Below are 21,558 nucleotides of genomic sequence, written 5' to 3'. Positions count from 1 at the left end.
ATCCATGCCGTGACGTCAAAGTGCCGCTGCGGTCCAGGTTCTGCTCCGCTGCACCATATGATTGAAGTCACGGCATGGATCCTCGGGTCAAGCCCGAGGATGACGACCGTAGGGATGGCGAGATCCCGGCGCTGGGAAGCCGCGTCCGCCACCACTTCCGCCTGACCCATGCCCTCGAAACTCAAAACCTACCGCGCCAAGCGCGAGTTCAGCCGGACACCCGAGCCTGCCGGCGGTACGACCGGCGAGGGCGGCAACCGCTTCGTCGTCCACAAGCACCACGCCACCGCCGACCATTACGACCTGCGCCTCGAAGTCGGCGGCGTGCTGAAGAGCTGGGCTGTACCCCGTGGCCCATCGCTCAACCCGGCCGACAAGCGCCTCGCCGTCGAGACCGAGGACCATCCGATCGAATATATCGACTTCGAGGGCGTCATCCCCGAGGGCGAATATGGCGGCGGGCCGATGATCGTCTGGGACACCGGCACCTGGGCGCCGATGGAGGATGTCGAGAAGAGCCTGCGCACCGGCGCCTTCAAGTTCCGGCTGGCCGGCCAGAAGCTCAACGGCGGCTGGATGCTGACCAGGCTGAAGCCGAAACCCGGCGAGGACGAGAACAAGAAGAACTGGCTGCTGTTCAAGGAGCGCGATCTCGCCTCGGACACCAAGCTCGACATCCTCGAGGCGCGGCCGGAAAGCGTGAAGTCCGGCCGCCGCATCGAGGAATTGGCGGCGCCGGCGAAGAAGCCGCAGCGCCTGCCGCCCAAGCCCGGCTCGCTGAAACCCGGCGCGCTGCCCGGCGCGGTGAAGGGCGAGCCGCCGAACCGGATCGAGCCGCAGCTCGCCACCCAGGTGCCGAAGCCGCCAGGCGGCGAAGGGCCGGCGGACAACACGCGTGAGCTCTGGCTGCACGAGATAAAATTCGACGGCTACCGCACCATGGCGCATGTCGTGGACGGCGAGGTGCGGCTGATCACCCGCGGCGGCATCGACTGGACGAAGCGCTACGGCGATCTTCCGCAGGCTTTCGCGCGCCTGCCGGTCAGCCGGGCGATCATCGACGGCGAGATCATGGTGCTCGACGACAAGGGCATCTCCCGCTTCGCGCTGCTGCAGGACGCGCTGGCCGAGGGCGCCGGCTCCAAATTGCATTTTTACGCTTTCGACCTTCTCCACCTCGACGGCTGGGACCTGCGCAAGGTGCCGCTGCAAAAGCGCAAAGCCTTGCTTGCCGAACTGCTCGCCGGCCAGGCCGCCAATTCCGCCATCCAGTATAGCGACCATGTCGAGGGCGATGGACGCGGGCTCTACGAACAGGCGACGGAACTGGGGCTGGAAGGCGTCGTCTCCAAACGTGCCGACGCAACCTACCAGAGCGGCCGCACCAAGAGCTGGACCAAGGTGAAGGCGCTCAAGACGGACGATTTCGTCATTGCCGGCTATACGGTCTCCGACCGGGCGGAAGGGCTGGCGGCGCTTGGCATGGCCGAGTTCGAGAATGGCGAACTGCACTATCGCGGCAAGGTCGGCACCGGCTTCGACCGCGACATGGCGGCCGACCTGCTTGCAAGGCTGGAGCGGCTGACCGCCGGCGCCACGCCGCCCGAAGGTGCGCCGCGCGAGATCATGCGCGAGATGCACTGGGTGAAGCCGCTGCTGTCGGCCCGCATCCATTATTCGAACCGCACCGCCGACAATGCGATCCGCCACGGCGTCTTTCGCGGCCTGCGCGATGTCGGCGGGCTGACCACGCCGGTGCCGGTCAAGCGCAAGCGGCTGATCGCCGAATCCGACCTAGCCACCATCTGGGTCACCAATCCGGAGCGGCGCCTGTTCGGCAAGACCGGGCCGACCAAGCTCGACATCGCCGTCTATTACGCGCTGGTCGGCGATTTCATGCTGCCGCACATCATCGGCCGGCCGGTGTCGCTAGTGCGCTGCCCGACCGGCAAGCCGCAGGACTGCTTCTTCCAGCGCCACGCCTTCACGGGCATGCCGCCTTCGGTGGCAGTGTTCGAATCGACCAATTCGGAAGGCGAGACCAAGACTTATCTCTCGGTCGAGGACGCCAAGGGCTATCTGGCGCTGGCGCAGTTCGGCGTCGTCGAGTTCCACACCTGGGGCACGCACCGCACCAAGCTCGACAAGCCCGACCAGATCGTCTTCGACCTTGATCCGGGCGAGGGGATTTCATGGCGCGAGGTGGTGGAGGCGGCCGTCCACATCAAGGGCGGGCTGGAGAGCCTCGGCCTGGTGCCTTTCGCCAAGACTTCGGGCGGCAAGGGCATCCACATCACCGTGCCGGTGACGCGCAAGCAGAACTGGAAGAAACTGCACCAGGCCTCGAGCGCCATTTCGACTTTGCTCGCCGCGAGCGCGCCCGATACCTTCACCACAACCATGGGCAAGGATAACCGCAAGAGGCGCATCTTCATCGATTTCCACCGCAACGCCCGCGGCCACACCTCCGCCGCGCCCTATTCGCTGCGCGCCCGCACCAACCTGCCGGCCTCGACGCCGGTGAGTTGGACCGACCTGGAGACGATCGACGCGCCGGAGGACCTGAACTACGCCTCGCTGCCGGGATTGCTGGAGACCTCGGGGGATCCGTGGGCGGAGATCGACGAGGCTGCGAGGGATTTGCCGGTGACTGACGGAGGTAAGCGCTTGTAGTTGGCGCGGCCTTCACGCCTTCGTCATCCTAGGGCGAAGCAAGGAGCGAAGCGACGCGCGCAGACCCTAGGATCCATGCCGTTACATTAGCCGTAGAATGCAGCGTGGCAGAATAGTCACTACCAACAGCGTCAACTAAGATCGATCCATGACCGGCTATGTCTGCATGACCGCAAGCCAGAAAGGCGGCACGATCTACATCGGTGTCACCAATGATCTCGGACGTCGCATGCCTTCGGGGCTTCGGCCAATCGCCAGCGTCGCGCCCGTATCTCCATCGACGCTTGCTACAATTTGAACTATCCTCCGCGCCAACCCCGTCCCAAAAACATTTCGCTAGGAATTCGGCTGTAAGATCAGGGGTCGGTGTAGGATTTCCACGGCGCTGCTCGTCCTTTGGACGAAGCGCTGCAGAGAGCATGGTCCCAAAAAGTGGGAACCGGTTTTGGACAAGACCATGCTCCAACATAGATGTCAGTGCATGGCCGCGTAGGAGTTAATCAATGGCGCCCAGGGCAAGTTGGAAAGGTTACCTCAAGCTCAGCCTCGTCAGCTGTCCGGTCCGGCTTTATCCGGCCACCAGCGCGAGCGAGCGCATCTCGTTCAACCAGCTGCACAAGAAGACCCACAACCGCATCAACATGAAGCCGGTCGATCCCGAGCTCGGCCTGGTCGAGCGCTCGGACCTTGTCCGCGGCTACGAATACGAGGACAAGCAGTACATCATCATCGATGACGCCGACCTCGACGCGGTCAGGATCGAATCCAATCACACGATGAACATCGAGGCCTTCGTCGACGAGGACGAGGTCGACGTCATCTATCAGGACTCGCCCTATTACCTTGCGCCCGACGGCGCCATGGCGGAGGAAACCTTCGTCGTGCTGCGCGAGGCGATGCGCAAGTCCGGCAAGCTCGCCATCGCCCGCCTCGTGCTTTCGAGCCGCGAGCGTGTGGTGACGATCGGCGCGCGCGAGAACGGCATGTTCGTCTGCACCTTGAGGAACCCGAACGAAGTGCGCGGCACGGCTGAATATTTCGGCAACATCCCCGCCGGCAAGCCGGATCCGGAAATGCTCGATCTCGCCCAGGCGCTGATCAAGCAGAAGGAAACCCACTTCGATCCGAAGAATTACGAGGATCGCTATGAGGTGGCGTTGATGGCGATGATCCGCGAGAAGCTGAAGGGCCACAAGCCGATCATTGCGGCCGCACCCGAGCGCGGCAACGTCATCAACCTGATGGACGCGCTGAAGGCGAGCCTGTCGCAGTCGGCCAAGCCCCCGGCCAAGTCGAAGAGCAAGGCCGAGGAAGCGCCGGCCAAGCCCGCCAAGAAGGCGGCTGCCGGCGGCGGCGCGCCTGAAAATCCGCTCAAGGCGAACCTGTTGAAGGCCGTCGGCAAGAGCAAGAAGTGACGGGAAACGCAGGGCCAGTGATTCTCCCCGGCGCCGTCTTCGGCGCCGTCGGCGCGCTTGCCGCCTTTCCGCTCAGGCTCGCCGCCCGCGAGGTCGAGCGCCGCCATGCCGAGCTGCGGCGCGGCGTCACGCGGCGCACCACCCATGTCGTGTTCGGCCGCGCGCTTCTCGCCAAGGCCGGGCTGGCAAAGGCCGGCGACGCCGAGATCGAGCGCCGCGCGAAGGCCGAGCGCGACGCCGGGCGCCAACTGATCAGCGAGAACGGCTTCCTGCGCCTGCTCGGCCTGATGAAAGCGCCGGAGGCATCGTCGCTGTCCAGGCAGTCGCTGATCGACCAGTCGCGGCTCGCCGGCGACGACCTGGACATGCTCTCGCTGTTCGACGCCTTCGAGCATGACGGCGAGCCCTATTCCTTCCGCGACCTGATCCTGGCCAGAAAATATGCCGGGCTGATCGCGAGCGGCGCCAGTTGGGGCGCGATCGCGCGCTCGGTGCATCGCTCCGGCCCGGTCGCTTCGCTCACCGCCAAGTCGCTCAATCTCGGCTCGCAGCATGGCCGCCCGGACGCGATCTATCTCGACGAGGGAAGGAGCGAGCTCGACGGCCAGCTGCTGTTCGATCTGGGCAGCCCGGAAGACGACACGCTGGAGGAACTCTTCGCAGAGGCGGAAGCATCGGAAGAGGAGGGCCGCCACGACGACGCGGCCGTCCTCTACCAGCGCTGCATGGCGATCGACCCCAAGGATCCCATCGCCGCCTTCAACCGCGCCAACTGCCTGCGCGGCGCCGGCCGCGTCGCGGAGGCCGCGCATGACTATGCCCGAGCGATAAAACTCGATCCCGGCTTCGTCGAGGCTTGGTTCAACCTCGCCGGGCTGATGAGCGACGAGGGCAAGGTGGCTTCAGCAAGGCGGCATCTGCAGAAGGCGATCGCGCTCGACAAGGCCTATGCCGACCCGGTGTTCAACCTGGCGCGGCTGGAGTTCGATGCCGGCAATCTGCTGGAGGCGCGTCGGCTGTGGACGCGGTATCTGGAGCTGGATGCGGAGTCCGAGTGGGCAAGATTGGCGCAGAAGGGCATACAGTTCGTGGATTTGCATATGGCGCGGACGGCGGGGTGAGCGCCTTTCCTTCTCCCCTTGTGGGTGAGAAGCGGTCCGCGCAGCGGACGAAAAGCCAATTGCTTGGCTTTTCGAGCTTCGAACGCCCTGAGCCTGCGAAGGGCCGGGGTGGATCGGCGCGTCAGCGCCGAGACGGATGAGGGGTGCTGGAAGGAATGAGGCGCTAGTGATCTTGTCGCGTGCCGGTACATCGATGGGCGTGTCCGCCAAGCTGGAGCACCCCTCATCCGTCCGAGCTTCGCTCGGCCACCTTCTCCCACAAGGGGAGAAGGGGTCGCCCACGCCGGAGACACCATGACTTATTTCCTCTTCGACGGCCCGGAAACCGCCCCCGTCACCATCCTGCTCGCCCACGGCGCCGGCGCGCCGATGGATTCCACCTCGATGGCCGCCACCGCCAAGGCGCTCGCCGCGGCCGGCTTTCGCGTCGCGCGCTTCGAGTTCCACTACATGGCGGCGCGCCGCTACGGCCACCGCAAGCCGCCGCCGCGCGCCGAGACGGTGAACCCGGAATACATCAAGGCGATCGCCGACCTGCGCGCCAAGGGCATCACCGGTGAGCTGATCATCGGCGGCAAGTCGATGGGCGGGCGCGTCGCCTCCATGGTCGCCGACGAGCTGTTTTCGAAGGGCGAGATCGCCGGCCTGGTTTGTCTGGGCTATCCCTTCCATCCGCCGGCCAAGCCTGAGCAGCTTCGGACGAAGCATCTTACCGACTTGAAGACGCCGACGCTGATCTTCCAGGGTACGCGCGACGAGTTCGGCACGAAGGACGAGGTCGCGACCTATGGCCTTTCCGAGGCTATTCAGATTGTCTGGCTGGAGGACGGCGACCACGATTTGAAGCCGCGCAAGGCGATCTCGGGGTTTTCGGCGGCGGATCATCTGAAGACGGTGGCGGACACGGTGAAGGCCTGGATGGCGCCATCGACTTCGTCATCCTCGGGTCAAGCCCGAAGATGACGAAGCGAGGGGCGCCTTCGACATCCAAAAATGAAACTCGCCACCTTCAACATCAACAACATCAACAGCCGCCTGGAGAACCTCCTCGCCTGGCTCGCGCGCGCAAGGCCCGACGTCGTCTGCCTTCAGGAGCTGAAGTCGCGCGACACCCAATTCCCGCTGACCAGGCTTGCGAATGCCGGCTACGGCGCGGTATGGAAAGGCGAGCCGACCTGGAACGGCGTGGCGATCCTGGCGCGCGGCGCCGAGCCGGTGCTGACGCGCGATGCGCTGCCCGGCGACGACACCGACCGCCAGGCGCGCTACATCGAGGCGGCGGTCGACGGCATCGTGATCGCCTGCCTCTATGCGCCGAACGGCAACCCGCAGCCGGGGCCGAAATTCGACTACAAGCTCGCCTGGCACGAGCGCTTCACCACGCATGCCGGTGATCTCCTCGACACCGGCCTGCCGGTGGTGCTTGCCGGCGATTACAACATCGTGCCCGAGCCGCGCGACATCTACGCCACCCGCTCCTACGACGACAACGCGCTGGTGCAGCCTGACAGCCGTGCCGCCTTCGCCGCGCTGATCGAGCAAGGCTGGACGGATGCCCTGCGCAAGGTCTTCCCGAAGGAGGAGAAGCTCTACACCTTCTGGGACTACCGCCGGAACCGCTGGCCACGCGACGCGGGGCTCAGGCTCGACCACATCCTCTTGTCGAAGAAGCTGGCGCGAAAACTGAAAGGGGCGGGCATCGATCGCGACGTGCGGGGCGGGGACAACGCCAGCGACCACGCGCCGGTGTGGGTGGAATTGGCGACCTGACCTTCTCCCTTTGTGGAAGAAGGTGGCTCGGCGCGTAGCGCCGAGACGGATGAGGAGTACTGGAAGAAAGGAGACGCTTGGTGATCTTATTGCTTGCTCGCAGATCCTGAACGTATCCGCCAAGCTGGAGAATCCCGACGGCCGACACAGGACGCCCTTCGCTGCCGGATCACCCTGCCGGTCCGCCATTGCCTGACGATTCGCGAAAATGCTCGCGCGAAAGCCTGGGGTCTCAAAATCCGTCAAGTCGCCGTGGATGGCGCCACTTGCGCGGTGACTGCCGAAAGCCGGCCCTTTTTCACCAGGGAAGGCCTCTCGTAAATCTTCTTCATGCCAAGCTCTCCTGAAAATCCCGCCCGGATGATGTCATAAGGCCGTTTTCTGTCAACCAAGCCGGCTAGCAGTCCCGTCCATTCTTGGGGAATGTGGCTTTCTGCTCACACCGCCGGCGCTTTATGCCTCGCCCGGCCGAGGCACATTTATCTTTCTTCGTGTGATGTCTCGCACTTAGCCACGGAAAGAAGCTCGGCTAGGATGGCCGATGCGCTTTCCGCTATCGGGCAGGAAGGCGCGGGGGAACGCCCATGAAAAGATCGACCGACAGGCTGCTGGCGCTGGCGACGCTCGTAGTCGGCCTCGTCTGCTTCGCCAAGCTCTATTTGGCGCTGGGCGGCAAGCCCCCGGCCACGACGAGCGCCGAGGTCTTCGGCGCGGCGGGCGTGCTTTCGATTCTCACCGGGCTTTCGTTCCTCGCCGGCCTGCTGCCGGCGGCGCCGAAGCAGGATCCTTCGGCGCCTCTCTTCGGCCGCGACGCCGAGATCGTGCCAGCCGAGCGCCCCAGGCTACGCCGCATCGCGCTTGCCGTGCCGCTCATTACCCTGCTCGCCATCGTCGCCGACCAGCTCGGTCCCTGGCAGGCGCCTGGTGGCGAACCGGCCGAATCCAAGGAGGTTGCCGCCGCTCCGGCGCAGCCCGCGACGCCGGTCGGGATCGCGCCGGCCCCGGCCCCGCAGCGGGCTCCCCTCGCTCAGCGACCGTCCGGCGAGCCCGTCGCGGCGCCCGCCGAGCCGACGCCTCTGGCCACGGTGCCGCCCGACCTGATGCCAGTGCCGCCAGCGCAGCCGTCAACGCAGCAGGCTGCCCCAGCCGCCCCGGAGCCCGTCCAGCAGACGGCGTTGGCGCCCGTTGCTCAGCCCGAAATCGCCTCGCCGCCCGAGACGGTGGCGCCGCCTCCGCCCGAGCCGCCGGCGCAGCCGACCGCGCCGGAAGGCCATCGCGATGCCGTCGTCTGGCTGGCGGTCTCGGCCGACGGGCATGAGATCATGAGCGCCAGCACCGACCGCATGATCAAGCTCTGGGACATCGACGGCAAGCGGCTGATCCGCGACCTCGGCGTCCACAAGGACATGGCGCGCACGGCACTCTTCATGCCCGACGGCAAGACCGCTCTTACCGCCGGCGACGATGGCGAGATCGTGCTGCGCCAGCTTTCCGACGGCGCGGTGCTGCATGTCTTCTCGTCGGGCCAGAACGGCGGCGTCAACAAGCTCGCCGTCAGCCCGGACGGCAAACGCGCCGTCAGCGGCCACGACAGCGGCTCCGTCATCGTCTGGGACCTGGAGAAGAGCGCGGTGCTCCACGTCCTGCCCGGCCACGACTGGTCTGTCAGTTCGGTCGCCGTCTCGCCCGACGGCGCAACAGCGCTCACCGGCAGCATCGACGGCGAGCTCAAGCTTTGGGACATCGGCGCCGGTAAGCAATTGCGCAGCTGGCATGGCCACGACCGCGGCGCCTATGGCGCGCTCTTCACCGCTGACGGCCACCACGCGGTGACCGGCAGCGGCGACTACACGATAAAGCTCTGGGACCTCGACAGCTTCAGGGAAGTGCGCCGCTTCGACGGCCATTCCGGCACGGTCTATGCGCTCGCTCTGTCCGCCGACGGCAAGCAGCTGGGCTCGGTCTCGCTCGACGGCACCGCGCGCGTCTGGAACATGGACACAGGCGCCGAGATCGCCGAATTCGACCCCGGCACCGGGCCGATGTACTCGGTGGCGTTCGCCGCCGACGGCACGCTTCTCACCGGCGGCATCGACCGCACCATCCGCGACTGGCCGGCGACCGGCGGGGATGGGACGGTGCTGTTCGCGGGCGCGCCGGAGTAACGCAGGAGATCGGCGAAAGCGGCCGGGCGCAATCTCCCCCCTTGAGGGGGAGATGTCGCCGAAGGCGACAGAGGGGGTAGCTGCGCGTAGAGCGCCAACTCCTTCTTGCGGCATTTGCACGACGCTGGAGTTCCGCGCGAGACGACCCCCTCTGGCCTGCCGGCCATCTCCCCCTCAAGGGAGGAGATCAGCTGTCATTGACGCCCCGCACCTCGAACCTAGTTCTCCTCGCGTGGCGCCACGCCTGCGACGCGTGCCCGCCGTGCCTCGCGCAAAGGAGGCCCTTCTTGAAACGTTTCTGGATCGGCGTTCTCATTCTCGCTGTCGTTTGCGCGGCCGGCTTCGGCGCATATGCCTGGAAGCCCGAGATCGATCCGGTCGAACCGCTGCAGCGCGCCGCTTTCGATCAGGCGCTGATCGAAAAGGGAGCCGTGCTCGCCTCGGTCGGCAACTGCACCGCGTGCCACACCAAGCCGGGGGAAAAATCCTTCGCCGGCGGGCTGGCGGTGCCGACGCCCTTCGGCACCATCTATTCCACCAACATCACGCCGGACCCAAAGACCGGCATCGGACGCTGGTCGGAAGCCGCCTTCAGCCGGGCCATGCGCGAGGGCGTCGATCGTGACGGCGACCATCTCTACCCGGCCTTTCCGTTCGACCATTTCACGCTTGTGTCCGACGAGGACAACAAGGCGCTCTATGCCTATCTGATGACGCGCCGGCCGGTGGAGAACCAGCCTCCCGCCAATGAACTGCCGTTCCCGCTGAACGTGCGGTTTGTTCTGGCCGGCTGGAAACTGCTCTTCTTCGACAAGGGTGCTTATCGCGAGGATGCGTCCCAGAGCGCGGAGTGGAACCGCGGCGCCTATCTGTTCGAGGGCCTCGGCCATTGCGGCGCCTGCCACACGCCGCGCAACGCGCTCGGCGCCGAAAAGAAGGGATCGCATCTGGCCGGCGGCGAGGCCGAGGGCTGGACAGCCTTCGCGCTCGACGCCTCGTCCTCGGCTCCGATCCCGTGGACGCGTGACAGCCTCTTTGCCTATTTGAGGCAGGGCTGGCAGGCCGACCATGGCGTGGCCAACGGACCGATGGCCGAAGTCACCGGCAATCTCGGCCGGCTGCCCGATTCCGACATCGGCGCCATCGCCACCTACCTGACGTCCCGCATGGGCGCGCCGACGCCCGAGCGCGCGGCGATAGGCGAGGCGGTCCGCAAGAAACTCTCGACCGATCAGGGCGGCACGCCGATACCGGCGAGCGCCACGACCGGCAGCGTGACCAGCCGCGGCGGCGCGATCTACCAGGCGGCCTGCGCGACATGCCATGACGGCAGCCGCCCGCAGCCCTTCGGCGGCATCGATTTCCATCTCTCCAGCACCATCGCCGCGCCCGACCCGCAGAACGCCATCAACGTCGTGCTGTTCGGCCTGCCGGCGGCGAGCGGCCACCAGAGCCCGATCATGCCGGGTTTCGCCGCGACGCTGAAGGACGACCAGGTGGTCGACCTGCTCGCCTACCTTCGCGAGGCCTATGCGGCCAAGCCGGCCTGGCCGGGCGCGCAAGCGAGGCTCGCCGACACCAGGAGCGGAAAATACCAGGTCAGCGTTCGGCCCTCCGACGGCATCGAGCGCGCCCCCGAAAACATCGGAGCCAAGGACTGAAACATGGGAGCCAAGGACTGATGGTTAAGCTCAACGTCAACGGCGCCGCGCACGACGTCGACGTCGATCCGGCGACACCGCTGCTTTACGTGCTGCGCAACGACTTGAAGCTCAACGGCGCCAAGTTCGGCTGCGGCCTCGGCCAGTGCGGCGCCTGCACGGTGATGGTGGACGGCGAGCCGGTCTTTTCCTGCCTGACGCCGGCCATGCTCGTCGAGGGGCGCGCGATAAGGACGGTCGAGGGCCTCGGCACCATCGACGATCCAGGGCCGATGCAAAAGGCCTTCATCGAGGAGCAGGCGGCGCAATGCGGCTATTGCATCGCCGGCATGATGATGCGGGCGCAGGCGCTGCTCGAGGCTAAGCCCGAGGCGGGCGATGCCGACATCAGGCAGGCGCTGGAGCCCAATCTCTGCCGCTGCGGCACGCATATGCGCATCCTGCGCGCCGTGGCCCGGGCGCGCGACCTCATGAAGGCGAGGTCGGCCGGCCTATCGCCCGCCGCTGCCGCGGGGAGGGGATGATGGACGCACCGAACCCGCATCTTCCGGACATGACACGGCGCGGCTTCCTGGCGGGAGCAGGCGCGCTGGTCGTGTCCTTTGCCATCCCCGCGGCTGCCCAGGAGGGCGCGACGCCGGCGCCTGGCGCCGAAGCGGCAAAGCCGAAGCTGCAGGGCAGCCTCGCCGACACGCCGTCGCTCGACGCCTGGATCCGCATCGACGCGGACGGCTCGATCACCGTCTTCACCGGCAAGGCCGAGCTTGGCCAGGGCACCAAGACATCGCTGCGCCAGATCGCGGCCGAGGAGCTTGAAGTGGAGCCCGCGGCGATCAAGCTGATCACCGCTGACACGGCGCTGACGCCGAACGAAGGCTACACGGCCGGCAGCCAGACGATCCAGAACAGCGGCACCGCGATCCGCTACGCGGCGGCGCAGGTGCGCCAGATCCTTCTCGCCAAGGCGGGCGCAAGGCTCGGCGCGCCGGTCGATGCGCTCAAGGCCGAGGCCGGCAGGATCGTCGGCCCGAACGGCGCCGAGGCCGGCTATGGCGAGCTGGTCTCGGCCGATTTCCTGCATGTCGACGCGGCCGCCGACACCAGGCTCAAGCCGCCCGGAACCTATCGCGCGATCGGCAAGCCCTTCGCGCGGGTGGACATTCCGGCCAAGGTCACCGGCGGCTCGGCCTACGTGCAGGACATGCGGCCGCCGGGCATGGTGCATGCGCGCGTGGTCAGGCCGCCGAGCTATGGTGCCAAGCTCACCGATTTCGCCGACGCCGCCGTCAAGGCGATGCCCGGCGTGGTCGCGGTGGTGCGCGACGGCGATTTCCTGGCCGTCGTCGCCGAGCAGGAGTTCCAGGCGGTGAAGGCCATGCGCGCCATGGCAGCCGTCGCGAAATGGCAGGAGCAGCCGGCGCTTCCCGACCAGAGCGACATGGCGGCCTTCCTGGAAAAATCCGTTTCGGAAGTCGGCGCCGTGACCTCGGTCGGGGCCGAAAGTGCGCCGGGCGCGAAAACGCTGCAGGCGCAGTTCACGCGCGCTTACCAGATGCACGGCTCGATCGGCCCGTCGAGCGCGGTGGCCCTGCTGGACAATGGCCTGACGACGGTGTGGACGCACACCCAAGGCGTCTACCCCGACCGCAAGGCGATCGCCGAGATGCTCGGCGTGCCGCCGGAAAAAGTGCGCTGCATCCACACCGAGGGCTCCGGCTGCTACGGCCATAACGGCGCCGACGACGCCGCCGCCGATGCGGCGCTGATCGCGCAGAAAGTTCCGGGCAAGCCGGTGCGGGTGCAATGGATGCGCGACCAGGAGCATTTGTGGGAGCCCTACGGGCCGGCGATGCTCACCAGGGCGAGCGCCACGCTCGACCAGAACGGCGGCATCGTGAACTGGCATTACGATCTGTGGAGCAACAGCCACGGCACGCGGCCGGGCTCGGCCGGCTCGCTGATCGCGGGCCGGCTGATGGCGCGGCATTTCCCGGCCGACCCCGCCAAGCTGCAGATCTCGCCGCTCGGCAATGGCGACCGCAACGCGATCCCGCTCTACGACGTGCCGAATCAGCGCGTGAACTGGCACTTCATCGCCGATATGCCGGTGCGGGTATCCTCGCTGCGCGGGCTCGGCGCCTATTGCAACGTCTTCTCCATCGAAAGCTTCATGGACGAGCTTGCGCTGGCGGCGAATGCCGATCCGGTGGAATACCGGTTGCGCCACCTGAAGGACCCGCGCGCCAGGAAGGTGATCGAGGTGGCGGCCGACAAATTCGGCTGGTCGAAAGATGCGCTGCCGCAAGGCCGGGGCAGGGGCTTTGCCTTCGCCAAATACAAGAACCACGCCGCCTGGCTTGCCGTGGCGCTGGAGGCGGATGTCGATCGCGACAGCGGCACGGTCCGCATCTCGCATGTGGTCTGCGCCGTCGACTGCGGCGAGGCGGTGGCGCCGGATTCGATCGTCAACCAGACCGAGGGCGGCATATTGCAGTCGCTGAGCTGGACGCTCTACGAGGCCGTCCATTTCGACAGGACGCGCATCCTGAGTTCCGACTGGTCGGCCTATCCGATCCTGCGCTTCAGCGCCGTGCCGGACAGGATCGATGTCCATGTCGTCGACAATCCGGGCGCGCCCTATCTCGGCGTCGCCGAAGCCGCCCAAGGCCCCACCGCCGGCGCCATCGCCAACGCGTTTCGGCATGCGACGGGCAAGCGGATCTACGATCTGCCCTATACGCGCGAACGGGTGAAGGCGGTGCTGGGGGTGTAGGGGCTGCCGATTGGCGAAAGCTCGCGTGACAGTCGATCTCCCCCCTTGTGGGGGAGATGCCCGGCAGGGCAGAGGGGGGCGCTGTCCCGCCAGCATTTCAGTCGAACCACTATCTTCTTGGAGGCGAATTCGCAAAGGCCGAGTTCCTTCGCACCCCCCTCTGACCTGCCGGCCATCTCCCCCGCAAGGGGGGAGATTGGCAGTTCCGGCGACGGCACCCTCTCTGCAATGTCGGTGATTGGCGAAAGCATGCGCGACATCCAATCTCCCCCCTTGCGGGGGAGATGCCCGGCAGGGCAGAGGGGGGTGTGACGGAACGCTGCCTTTGGCTGTGTGACCACCACACAAGCAGGGAATGAGATGAACACCCTCCACCTCGTCGAAGCCTCGATCGCCGACCTGCGCCGCGCGCTGGAGGATGGCACCGTCACCAGCGTCGAGCTTACCGGCGCATACTTGCGGCGCATCGCGCATTACGACCGGCACGGCATTGCGCTGAATGCCGTGCCCATCCTCAATCCAAAAATGTTCGAGGAGGCGGCTGCCTCCGACCGGCGCCGCCGCCAAGGCAAGACGCTCGGGCCCCTCGACGGCATCCCCTACACCGCCAAGGACAGCTACAAGGCGAAGGGCCTGACGGTCGCGGCCGGCTCGCCCGCCTTCGAGCATCTCACGGCAAACGACGACGCCTTCACCATCGCCCGGCTGCGCGCCGCCGGCGCGGTGCTTATCGGCCTCACCAACATGCCGCCGATGGCCAATGGCGGCATGCAGCGTGGCGTCTATGGCCGCGCCGAGAGTCCATACAACAAGGATTACCTGACCGCCGCCTTCGGCTCCGGCTCGTCCAACGGCTCGGGCACGGCGACCGCCGCGAGCTTCGCCGCCTTCGGGCTCGGCGAGGAGACCTGGTCGTCCGGCCGCGCGCCGGCCTCCAACAATGCGCTTGTCGCCTACACGCCCTCGCGCGGCGTGATCTCGGTGCGCGGCAACTGGCCGCTGGTGCCGACCATGGATGTGGTGGTGCCGCACACGCGCTCGGTTTCCGACATGCTGGAGCTGCTCGACGTGATCGTCGCCGACGATCACGACACGCGCGGCGATTTCTGGCGCGCGCAGCCCTGGGTGCCGATCCCGAAAGCCTCGGCGCTTCGGCCGGCAAGCTATACGGGACTTTCGCTGCAAGGCGCGCTCAGGGGCAAGCTGCTCGGTGTCCCCAAAATGTATATCGGCAAGGATGAAGGCGCCGAGCGGCCGATCGAAACGCGCGCCTCGGTGCTCGACCTCTGGCAACAGGCGGCGCGCGACCTCGAAGCGCTCGGCGCCGAAGTGGTCGAGGTCGATTTCCCCGTCGTCTCCAACTACGAGCGCGACCGTCCGGGCGCTCTCTCCATGGTCGATCGCGGGCTGGTGCCGCAGGAGTTTGCCCAACGCGAGCTCTGGGACCTCGCCATCTGGTCATGGGACGATTTCCTGCGCGCCAATGCCGATCCGGCGCTCCCCGATCTCGCCTCGGTCGACGGCCCGAAGATCTTCCCGCAGCCGCCGGGCGCGCTGCCCGACCGCTACGGCGACGACGGCTTCGACCTGGCGGAGTATGTCGAGCGGGCCAAGCAGGGTGTCTCGCCGCTCGAAGACATCCCCACGATCGAGGCAGGGCTGAAGGGCCTGGAGGCAACGCGCCGCGTCGATTTCGAGGATTGGCTCGGGGCCAACCGGCTCGACGCCGTGGTGCTGCCGGCTGTCGCCGATGTCGGCCCGGCCGATGCCGACGTCAACGAGGCCTCGGCAGACCTCGCCTGGCGCAACGGCGCCTGGGTCGCCAACGGCAATCTGGTCTGGCGCCATCTCGGCATCCCTACGGTGACGGTGCCGATGGGCACCATGGCCGATATCGGCATGCCTGTCGGCCTCACCTTCGCCGGCAAGGCCTATGACGACACAGCGCTGCTGGCGATGGCCGGCGACTACGAGCGCTCCACGCGGCGCCGCACCGTTCCGCCGCGAACGCCGGCGCTGGCAGACGACGTGTTTGTGGCGTGCGGCGGTATGACGAGCGGTGCCGGCGATGCGCCGTTTGCCCTGACGCTGACTGCCGAAACGGTCCACGCCGGTGACACGGATGAGATCGCGATCGCGCTGGAGATTGAGGCGGGCGAGGCGCAGCCGGAAGCGGCTGTGAAAGTCCACGTCAACGGCGAGCCGGTCACCATGCATGTAAACGGCAACCGCTACACCGGCCGGGTGACGGTAGCGGCGTCGACGCATCAAGGCCTCCACAGTGTCTGGCGCGGTTTCTATGGCTCAATCGTGACGGCCATCGTGAGGCTGGCAGAGGGGCGCGCGGCAGGCGCCTATGTCGTGACGGGCGGGATTGGTTAGCGCCTGATCTCCCCCCTTGAGGGGGAGATGTCGCCGAAGGCGACAGAGGGGGTCGCTGCGCGTGGGGCGCCAACCTCTTCGCTTCCACAAGGCGTCGGTGCTTGATGCGAGACGACCCCCTCTGGCCGCTTCGCGGCCATCTCCCCCTCGAGGGGGGAGATTCGGCGCCGCCTCACCCCACCCAATCCACCACCAGCGCCGCCACCCCGAACACCGCCCCGGCCGCGCAGACCGCATTCCATCCGCCCCACGCCCAGGTCACCCCCGCCAGCAGCGAGCCGACCGCGCCGCCGATGAAGAATATCCCGACGAACAGTCCGTTGAGGCGCCCGCGCGCCTTCGGCTGCAAAAGGTTGACGGCGCGGCGGCCGAGCGTTTGGTCGCCGGTGACGCCGATGTCGAGCAGCACGGCGCTGGTGCCCATAAGCAGCAGCGGCGGCCATGAAGCCCCGCCGGTGGCCGCGCCCGCCCAGGCCGCGAGGCCGAGCGCGGCTATCAGGCCGAGATGGCAGAAAACCGTCGCCGGCCGCGTGAAGCCGCGATCGCCGGCGCGGCCGAAGATCGGCGTCACCGCAGCACCCCCGGCGCCCGCCAGCGCGAACAGCGCGATGCCGCGCTGGCCGAGTTCGAAGGGTGCTGCCGCAAGGCGAAGCGCCACCGCCGTCCAGAACACGCTGAAGGCAGCCATCACCAGGCTCGCCGTCAGCGCGCGGCGGCGCAGCACCGGTTCTTGGCGCAAAAGCTCCAGCAGCGAGGCGATCAACGTCGCGTAGCTCGTATGCGCCAGCGGCCGCCGCCGCGGCAAGGCGAGGCCGAGCAGGATGGCGAGCAAAGCCAGCGCCGCGGCGCTGATGCCGTAGAAGGCGCGCCAGCCGAGGGCGTCTGCGACCAGGCTCGCCAGCGGCCGAGACAACAGGATGCCGATCATCAGCCCGCTCATCACGTCGCCGATGACGCGCCCGTCCTGTCCGGACGGCGCCATCGAGGCGGCGACCGGCACCAGCACCTGGATGCAGGAGCAGGCGGCGCCCAGCACGAACAGCACGGCGAGCAGGGAGGTGGCTGACGGCGCGAACGGTGCGATCGCTGCCGCGAGCGCCGCCGCGCCGAGCATGCGCAGCACCAGCATCCGGTTCTCGACGAGGTCGGAGAGCGGCACCAGGAAAAACAGCCCGGCGGCATAGCCGAGCAAGGTCGCCATCGAGACGAGACCGCTCTCCGATGCCGCGGCGCCCAGCGACGGACCGATCAGCCCGACCAGCGTCTGCGGCGCGAACAGGTTGGTGACGATGATGCCGACCGAGGCGGCAAAGAGCAGCGTCTGCGATCGGGTGATGGTTTCGGCCGGCCGCTCGGCCAGTTGCGCGTTGTGGGTTCCGTGCATGAGGTTCCTCGCTGTTCGCATATCCAGCGAGGACTTTATTCGGAATAAGCATAATGCTACAATTGAATTGACATGATAATGATTATGCGAGCTACGCATGAATATCCACGACCTCGAAGCCTTCGTCGCCGTCGTCGAAACCGGCTCCATCGTCGGCGCCTCGGCTAGGCTCAACCTCACCCAGCCAGGCGTCACGCGCCGCATCCAGAATCTGGAGGAGCGGCTGGCCACACCCTTGCTCGACCGCCAGTCGAAACCGCTGAAGCCGACCGCCTCGGGCCGCGAGGCCTATGAGCATGGCCGCCGCGTGCTGCGCTCGCTGGAGGATCTGAAGGCCGGCGTGTCGCCGGCCGGCGAGGTGAGGGGCGAGTTTCGGCTGGGCATCATGCCCTATCTCTCGACCAGCGCGCTCTCCGAGCCGCTCGACGGTCTTCGCGCGGCCTTTCCGCAGCTGACGCTGAAAATCACCTCCAGCCTGTCGCCGCGCCTGGTGGAGCAGGTGCTGCACAGCGAGATCGACGCCGTCGCCGTCTGCCTCGCCGAGGGTGTCGCGCCGCCGCCGGAACTCGTCGGCGACGATCTCGGCGTGCAGGCGGTGCTCTTGGTTGCCTCGCCCGGCCTCGGCGTGCCGAAACCGTCAGAGCTCACCGACCTTGCGCGCTACCCCTGGGTGCTCAACGAGACCGGCTGCGGCTTCCGCGCCTTCATCCGCCACCGCTTCGAAGTGGCGCGGCTGCCTTTCCACGTCGGCGTCGAGGCGCAAGGGGCCGATCTCAGGATGTCGCTGGTGGCGCGCGGCCACGGCATCGGCGTCGTCACCCCGGGCGCCCTGTCCGGCAGTCCGTGGCACGACGCGGTCGAGGTGGTCGACTGCCCCGGCTTCAAGCCGCAGGTGCGCTGCTGGCTGCTCCACCGCCCGCCGGCGGGCAGGCTCGCGCGCCCGATCGCGGTCTTCCGCGACGCGCTGGCGGAGGCCCTGAAGGGGCCCATGCCGCTGATGTCGTAGCGCCCTCCTTCTCCCCTTGTGGGAGAAGGTGGCCGAGCGAAGCTCGGACGGATGAGGGGTGTTGGACGGATCGCGGCGTTGAAGAGGTAAGCGATTGAAAGCGCGAAATATTTCCGCGCCTCATTCCTTCCAGCACCCCTCAACCGTCTCGGCGCTGCGCGCCGATCCACCTTCTCCCACAAGGGGAGAAGGAGAAGGCTGCCGCCTTGACCCATCCCCCGCCTACGCTATCCTCGCCGCCATGCCAGACATCGCCCCCTCCGCCGCCGCCCCGCTCATCGTCGTCGACCTGCAGACCGGCATGTTCGACGGCCGTTTCGATCCGCCGATCCACGATGCGGACATGATCGCTGAACGTGCTCGAAAACTGATCGACTGGGCGCGGCGCTCCGGCCGCAAGGTGGCGTTCATCCGCCATGATGGGCCGGCGGGCGATCCGCTGGCGCCGGGCGCTTCCGGTTGGCCGGTGTGGCCGCAGCTCGGCCAGGCCGCCGGCGAGCCGACCTTCGGCAAGACGGTCGGCAATGCCTTTTCCAATGCCGAGCTCGGGCAGTGGATCGCGGGGCAGGGCGCGCGGGACGTCGTGCTTATCGGCGCCCAGACCGACTTCTGCGTCGCCGCCACCGTCAAGGGCGCGTTAGCCGAAGGGCTTGGCGTCACCGTGGTTTCGGATGCCCATTCGACGCTGGATTCTCATGAGGAGAAGGCGCCTGACATCATCGCGCGGCACAATGAGGTTTTCGCGAAGCAGGGCGCGCGGCTGACGACGACGGCGGTGTTGGTTGGCAGCTGAGCGCCAGTTCCCTTCTCCCTTGTGGGAGAAGGTGGATCGGCGCGCAGCGCCGAGACGGATGAGGGGTGTTGGAAGAAACTCGGCGTCTGCTGGTTGAAGCGCCAGGACTCCATCGCCTCGCTCCGTCCAGCACCCTTCATCCGTCGCCTTCGGCGACACCTTCTCCCACAAGGGGAGAAGGGGAAGACCCCAAAGGAACCCACCATGCCCCACATCACACTGCCCGCCGAAGGAGGCTGCCGCTGCGGCCGCGTGCGCCTGAAAATCTCGGCAAAGCCGCTGCTCACCATGGCCTGCCACTGCACCGGCTGTCAGCTTATGTCCTCCAGCGCCTATTCGCTGAGCGCCGCCATTCCAGCGGAAAGTTTCGAGATCACCAAGGGAGAGCCGGTGATCGGCGGCCTGCACGGCGCCTCGAGACACTATTTCTGCGGCTACTGCATGACCTGGATGTTCACCCGGCCGGAAGGGCTCGACTGGTTCGTCAACCTGCGTCCGACCATGCTCGACGACCACGCCTGGTTCACGCCCTTCATCGAGACCTGGACCAGCGAGAAATTATCCTGGGCGACGACGCCCGCCGTGCACAGCTACGCGGCCCTGCCGGCCTTCGAGGAGTATGAGGGGCTGGTCGCCGAATACGCCCAAGCCTGATTGCCCAAAAGAAACGGCGCCCGCGGGGGGCGCCTTGGTTCATGGTCGACGCGGCCGTTGGGGGCGACATTGTTGGGGATGTGCTTGGGCGTCCGCGTCGACCACGGCGGCCTCGTACCGCAGACCGCACCATCGCATATTTTTTGCGCGCGGAAACTTCCGCGAAAGCGGAATAGGCAGCGACTCCTTCTCCCGTGTGGGAGAAGGAGTCGCCGAAGGCGACGGATGACGGGTGCTGGACGAAGCGAGACATTGGAGGCCAGGTGCTCAAAATCATCCACGCCCCGTTCCTTCCAACCCCCCTCATCCGTCTCGGTGCTGCGCGCCGATAAGCCTTTCCACAATACCGGGCCGGCAGGGCGGTCGCCAGCGACGGCGCAATAATCGGCTGAGCGGCGAGGAAAATCGGCTGCGGCCCACTCAATCACGGATCGTTTCGCCGCTGCCAACGTTCCTTCTGGTGAAATCGAGATCCGGAGGAACCGATGGCTGATCAGAGCAGAGAAGAGCGCATCCGCATGCGCGCCTATGAACTTTGGGAAAAGGAAGGAAAGCCCGAGGGCGCCGACTTGCGCTTTTGGGAACAGGCGATGAGCGAGATCGACGAAGAAGATCAAAGGCAGGATACGTCGGGCAAACGCGCCCGCCGGGCCGGCGCATAGACGCCGAGCACCATGAAGTTCTGAAAGCCGCATGGCGAGCGGCCGAACGGCAGGCGCCGGATTATGCGGGCGCCTGTTCCGGTTTCGAAGTTTAAGCCAACTATCAAGCGACGAGCTAAAGCATGTCTCCCAGTGGGAGCCGGTTTCAGGACGAAGACATGCGTAAAATCAAAAACCTAAAGCGCATGCGGCGAATCTGAAAGATCGCGACGCGCTTCAGGCGCGGCGCTTGCCGCCGCCTGCGCTTGATCGCCTGACATCGCGGGCGCCGCGGATCGACATGCGCCCCCACCCCAATTAGTTTGCGTGCATATGTTTCAGGCCGCTTCGGCTTAGTGAAGCATTTCACCGTTTCCGCGCAATCGGCTGGTTACAGACGCACCTCAAAAGCGGCGCCCGGCACTATTGTGCCGCTGCTTAAGTGGAGGTCGCGATGTTTAAGAGCCTTAGCCGAATCCGGGCCGCCTTCGCGCGGGCGAGCCAGCGCCGCAGGACGACGCGCGAATTGAACGAACTGCCGCCGGAAATCCGCAAGGATATCGGCTTGCCCGATTCCGTCCTGGACATCGAGATTCGGTTGCCCTTCTAACCGCGTGTTGCCCAAAAGTGCGTAGCGGTTTTTGGGACAACGACATGCGTCACAACAAAGCCTCGCTTAGCGATGCGATGCCGGCGGCACGGGTGCGTTCAATCGTCCCGTGCCGCCTGGCCAATGGTCAGCCGGCGGGCTTGTAGGCGCCGGCGGCCTTGTTGGCGGCCGCGATCACGGCTTTCATGTCGAGCTCTTCGAGGACGACGAGGTCGCTCACCGAGCCACTGGCCCGCACGGCAAGTGCCATGCCCATCCCGGCAACCTGATCCGGCACCTCACCATTGACGACGACGTCGTACATGCCGCGCGTGAACGTCAGGTTGCTCATCCTGCCGCCGACGCTTTCAAAAAGCGCCGCAATTGCAACCTCGCGGTTCGATCCCTGCATCAGCCCTTTGGCGGCATGGGGTTCGTAATTGGCCAATATGGTAACCTTCATGGGAATCTCCTCCAAATATCATTGCCCCGGGCTGCTCGATCGTTTGAGCAGCACACCGAGGTGCATGT

At 66.6% G+C, this 21,558-nt stretch carries 19 protein-coding genes; 16 read left to right on the top strand and 3 right to left on the bottom strand.

Annotation, left to right across the window (positions count from 1 at the left end):
• The first annotated feature begins 168 nt into the window (after nucleotides 1-168).
• From ligD to QAZ47_RS24170, 6 genes are all read left to right on the top strand, one after another.
• Nucleotides 169-2,673 (top strand): DNA ligase D, encoded by a 2,505-nt coding sequence (gene ligD / locus QAZ47_RS24195; protein ID WP_278231003.1) that lies wholly within the window; start codon nucleotides 169-171, stop codon nucleotides 2,671-2,673.
• A 148-nt stretch (nucleotides 2,674-2,821) separates the two neighbouring features.
• A complete protein-coding gene (locus QAZ47_RS24190) occupies nucleotides 2,822-2,971 on the top strand; it encodes a hypothetical protein (protein ID WP_278231002.1) in 150 nt (49 codons plus the stop codon).
• 205 nt (nucleotides 2,972-3,176) lie between these two features.
• The gene (locus QAZ47_RS24185) at nucleotides 3,177-4,088 is read left to right on the top strand and encodes a Ku protein (RefSeq protein WP_278231001.1); all 912 of its coding nucleotides are present in this window, start codon (nucleotides 3,177-3,179) and stop codon (nucleotides 4,086-4,088) included.
• The gene (locus tag QAZ47_RS24180) at nucleotides 4,085-5,209 is read left to right on the top strand and encodes a tetratricopeptide repeat protein (RefSeq protein ID WP_278231000.1); all 1,125 of its coding nucleotides are present in this window, start codon (nucleotides 4,085-4,087) and stop codon (nucleotides 5,207-5,209) included. Before QAZ47_RS24185 ends, QAZ47_RS24180 begins: the two co-directional genes overlap by 4 nt.
• 294 nt (nucleotides 5,210-5,503) lie before the next feature.
• Nucleotides 5,504-6,172 carry an alpha/beta family hydrolase gene (locus QAZ47_RS24175; protein ID WP_278230999.1) on the top strand — a complete coding sequence of 223 codons (669 nt, stop codon included), beginning with the start codon at nucleotides 5,504-5,506 and terminating at the stop codon, nucleotides 6,170-6,172.
• A 30-nt stretch (nucleotides 6,173-6,202) separates the two neighbouring features.
• Nucleotides 6,203-6,979: an exodeoxyribonuclease III gene (locus QAZ47_RS24170; protein ID WP_278230998.1), complete on the top strand. Its 777-nt coding sequence runs from the start codon at nucleotides 6,203-6,205 to the stop codon at nucleotides 6,977-6,979.
• A gap of 242 nt (nucleotides 6,980-7,221) precedes the next feature.
• Here the strand turns inward: QAZ47_RS24170 and QAZ47_RS24165 are convergent, their stop codons facing one another.
• Complete coding sequence (locus QAZ47_RS24165; RefSeq protein WP_278075689.1) at nucleotides 7,222-7,311, bottom strand: putative RiPP precursor; 90 nt, start codon at nucleotides 7,309-7,311, stop codon at nucleotides 7,222-7,224.
• A gap of 252 nt (nucleotides 7,312-7,563) precedes the next feature.
• Here QAZ47_RS24165 and QAZ47_RS24160 point away from each other — a divergent pair, with 252 nt between their 5' ends.
• From QAZ47_RS24160 to QAZ47_RS24140, 5 genes are all read left to right on the top strand, one after another.
• Nucleotides 7,564-9,144: a WD40 repeat domain-containing protein gene (locus tag QAZ47_RS24160; protein WP_278230997.1), complete on the top strand. Its 1,581-nt coding sequence runs from the start codon at nucleotides 7,564-7,566 to the stop codon at nucleotides 9,142-9,144.
• Between the two features lie 287 nt (nucleotides 9,145-9,431).
• Entirely contained in the window at nucleotides 9,432-10,805 is a 1,374-nt protein-coding gene (locus tag QAZ47_RS24155) for a cytochrome c (RefSeq protein WP_278230996.1), read from the top strand.
• 20 nt (nucleotides 10,806-10,825) lie between these two features.
• Complete coding sequence (locus tag QAZ47_RS24150; RefSeq protein ID WP_278230995.1) at nucleotides 10,826-11,329, top strand: (2Fe-2S)-binding protein; 504 nt, start codon at nucleotides 10,826-10,828, stop codon at nucleotides 11,327-11,329.
• Complete coding sequence (locus QAZ47_RS24145; RefSeq protein ID WP_278230994.1) at nucleotides 11,329-13,578, top strand: molybdopterin cofactor-binding domain-containing protein; 2,250 nt, start codon at nucleotides 11,329-11,331, stop codon at nucleotides 13,576-13,578. The genes QAZ47_RS24150 and QAZ47_RS24145 overlap by 1 nt, the downstream gene beginning before the upstream one ends.
• 360 nt (nucleotides 13,579-13,938) lie before the next feature.
• A complete protein-coding gene (locus QAZ47_RS24140; RefSeq protein ID WP_278230993.1) occupies nucleotides 13,939-15,960 on the top strand; it encodes an amidase in 2,022 nt (673 codons plus the stop codon).
• A gap of 172 nt (nucleotides 15,961-16,132) precedes the next feature.
• On the opposite strand, the gene QAZ47_RS24135 is transcribed toward QAZ47_RS24140, so the two are convergent.
• Entirely contained in the window at nucleotides 16,133-17,344 is a 1,212-nt protein-coding gene (locus QAZ47_RS24135; RefSeq protein ID WP_278230992.1) for an MFS transporter, read from the bottom strand.
• Between the two features lie 97 nt (nucleotides 17,345-17,441).
• On the opposite strand from QAZ47_RS24135, the gene QAZ47_RS24130 reads away from it, so the two are divergent.
• The 5 genes from QAZ47_RS24130 to QAZ47_RS24110 all read left to right on the top strand — a co-directional run bounded on the left by QAZ47_RS24130 (nucleotide 17,442) and on the right by QAZ47_RS24110 (nucleotide 21,048).
• Nucleotides 17,442-18,350, top strand: coding sequence for a LysR family transcriptional regulator (locus QAZ47_RS24130; protein WP_278230991.1), 909 nt, complete (start codon nucleotides 17,442-17,444; stop codon nucleotides 18,348-18,350).
• Between the two features lie 241 nt (nucleotides 18,351-18,591).
• Nucleotides 18,592-19,143, top strand: coding sequence for an isochorismatase family protein (locus tag QAZ47_RS24125; protein WP_278230990.1), 552 nt, complete (start codon nucleotides 18,592-18,594; stop codon nucleotides 19,141-19,143).
• A 204-nt stretch (nucleotides 19,144-19,347) separates the two neighbouring features.
• On the top strand, nucleotides 19,348-19,797 hold the full coding sequence (locus QAZ47_RS24120) for a GFA family protein (RefSeq protein WP_278230989.1): 450 nt from the start codon (nucleotides 19,348-19,350) through the stop codon (nucleotides 19,795-19,797).
• Nucleotides 19,798-20,282: 485 nt separating this feature from the next.
• Nucleotides 20,283-20,459 carry a DUF2934 domain-containing protein gene (locus QAZ47_RS24115; protein ID WP_278075699.1) on the top strand — a complete coding sequence of 59 codons (177 nt, stop codon included), beginning with the start codon at nucleotides 20,283-20,285 and terminating at the stop codon, nucleotides 20,457-20,459.
• A 433-nt stretch (nucleotides 20,460-20,892) separates the two neighbouring features.
• Nucleotides 20,893-21,048: a DUF1127 domain-containing protein gene (locus QAZ47_RS24110; protein WP_278203268.1), complete on the top strand. Its 156-nt coding sequence runs from the start codon at nucleotides 20,893-20,895 to the stop codon at nucleotides 21,046-21,048.
• Between the two features lie 127 nt (nucleotides 21,049-21,175).
• Here the strand turns inward: QAZ47_RS24110 and QAZ47_RS24105 are convergent, their stop codons facing one another.
• A complete protein-coding gene (locus tag QAZ47_RS24105; protein ID WP_278203267.1) occupies nucleotides 21,176-21,475 on the bottom strand; it encodes a GYD domain-containing protein in 300 nt (99 codons plus the stop codon).
• Between the last annotated feature and the right edge of the window lie 83 nt (nucleotides 21,476-21,558).

It is taken from the genome of Mesorhizobium sp. WSM4904 (assembly GCF_029674545.1).
Classification (GTDB): domain Bacteria; phylum Pseudomonadota; class Alphaproteobacteria; order Rhizobiales; family Rhizobiaceae; genus Mesorhizobium.
The sequence above is the reverse complement of the archived record's forward strand: the minus strand, read 5'-3'. Positions and strand labels throughout refer to the sequence as shown.

Bases quoted from the DNA above. Each gene is read 5' to 3' on its own strand.
- ligD (WP_278231003.1), top strand. From the start codon at position 169: ATGCCCTCGAAACTCAAAACCTACCGCGCCAAGCGCGAGTTCAGCCGG.
- QAZ47_RS24190 (WP_278231002.1), top strand. From the start codon at position 2,822: ATGACCGGCTATGTCTGCATGACCGCAAGCCAGAAAGGCGGCACGATC.
- QAZ47_RS24185 (WP_278231001.1), top strand. From the start codon at position 3,177: ATGGCGCCCAGGGCAAGTTGGAAAGGTTACCTCAAGCTCAGCCTCGTC.
- QAZ47_RS24175 (WP_278230999.1), top strand. From the start codon at position 5,504: ATGACTTATTTCCTCTTCGACGGCCCGGAAACCGCCCCCGTCACCATC.
- QAZ47_RS24170 (WP_278230998.1), top strand. From the start codon at position 6,203: ATGAAACTCGCCACCTTCAACATCAACAACATCAACAGCCGCCTGGAG.
- QAZ47_RS24165 (WP_278075689.1), bottom strand. From the start codon at position 7,311: ATGAAGAAGATTTACGAGAGGCCTTCCCTGGTGAAAAAGGGCCGGCTT.
- QAZ47_RS24160 (WP_278230997.1), top strand. From the start codon at position 7,564: ATGAAAAGATCGACCGACAGGCTGCTGGCGCTGGCGACGCTCGTAGTC.
- QAZ47_RS24150 (WP_278230995.1), top strand. From the start codon at position 10,826: ATGGTTAAGCTCAACGTCAACGGCGCCGCGCACGACGTCGACGTCGAT.
- QAZ47_RS24145 (WP_278230994.1), top strand. From the start codon at position 11,329: ATGGACGCACCGAACCCGCATCTTCCGGACATGACACGGCGCGGCTTC.
- QAZ47_RS24140 (WP_278230993.1), top strand. From the start codon at position 13,939: ATGAACACCCTCCACCTCGTCGAAGCCTCGATCGCCGACCTGCGCCGC.
- QAZ47_RS24135 (WP_278230992.1), bottom strand. From the start codon at position 17,344: ATGCACGGAACCCACAACGCGCAACTGGCCGAGCGGCCGGCCGAAACC.
- QAZ47_RS24130 (WP_278230991.1), top strand. From the start codon at position 17,442: ATGAATATCCACGACCTCGAAGCCTTCGTCGCCGTCGTCGAAACCGGC.
- QAZ47_RS24125 (WP_278230990.1), top strand. From the start codon at position 18,592: ATGCCAGACATCGCCCCCTCCGCCGCCGCCCCGCTCATCGTCGTCGAC.
- QAZ47_RS24120 (WP_278230989.1), top strand. From the start codon at position 19,348: ATGCCCCACATCACACTGCCCGCCGAAGGAGGCTGCCGCTGCGGCCGC.
- QAZ47_RS24115 (WP_278075699.1), top strand. From the start codon at position 20,283: ATGGCTGATCAGAGCAGAGAAGAGCGCATCCGCATGCGCGCCTATGAA.
- QAZ47_RS24110 (WP_278203268.1), top strand. From the start codon at position 20,893: ATGTTTAAGAGCCTTAGCCGAATCCGGGCCGCCTTCGCGCGGGCGAGC.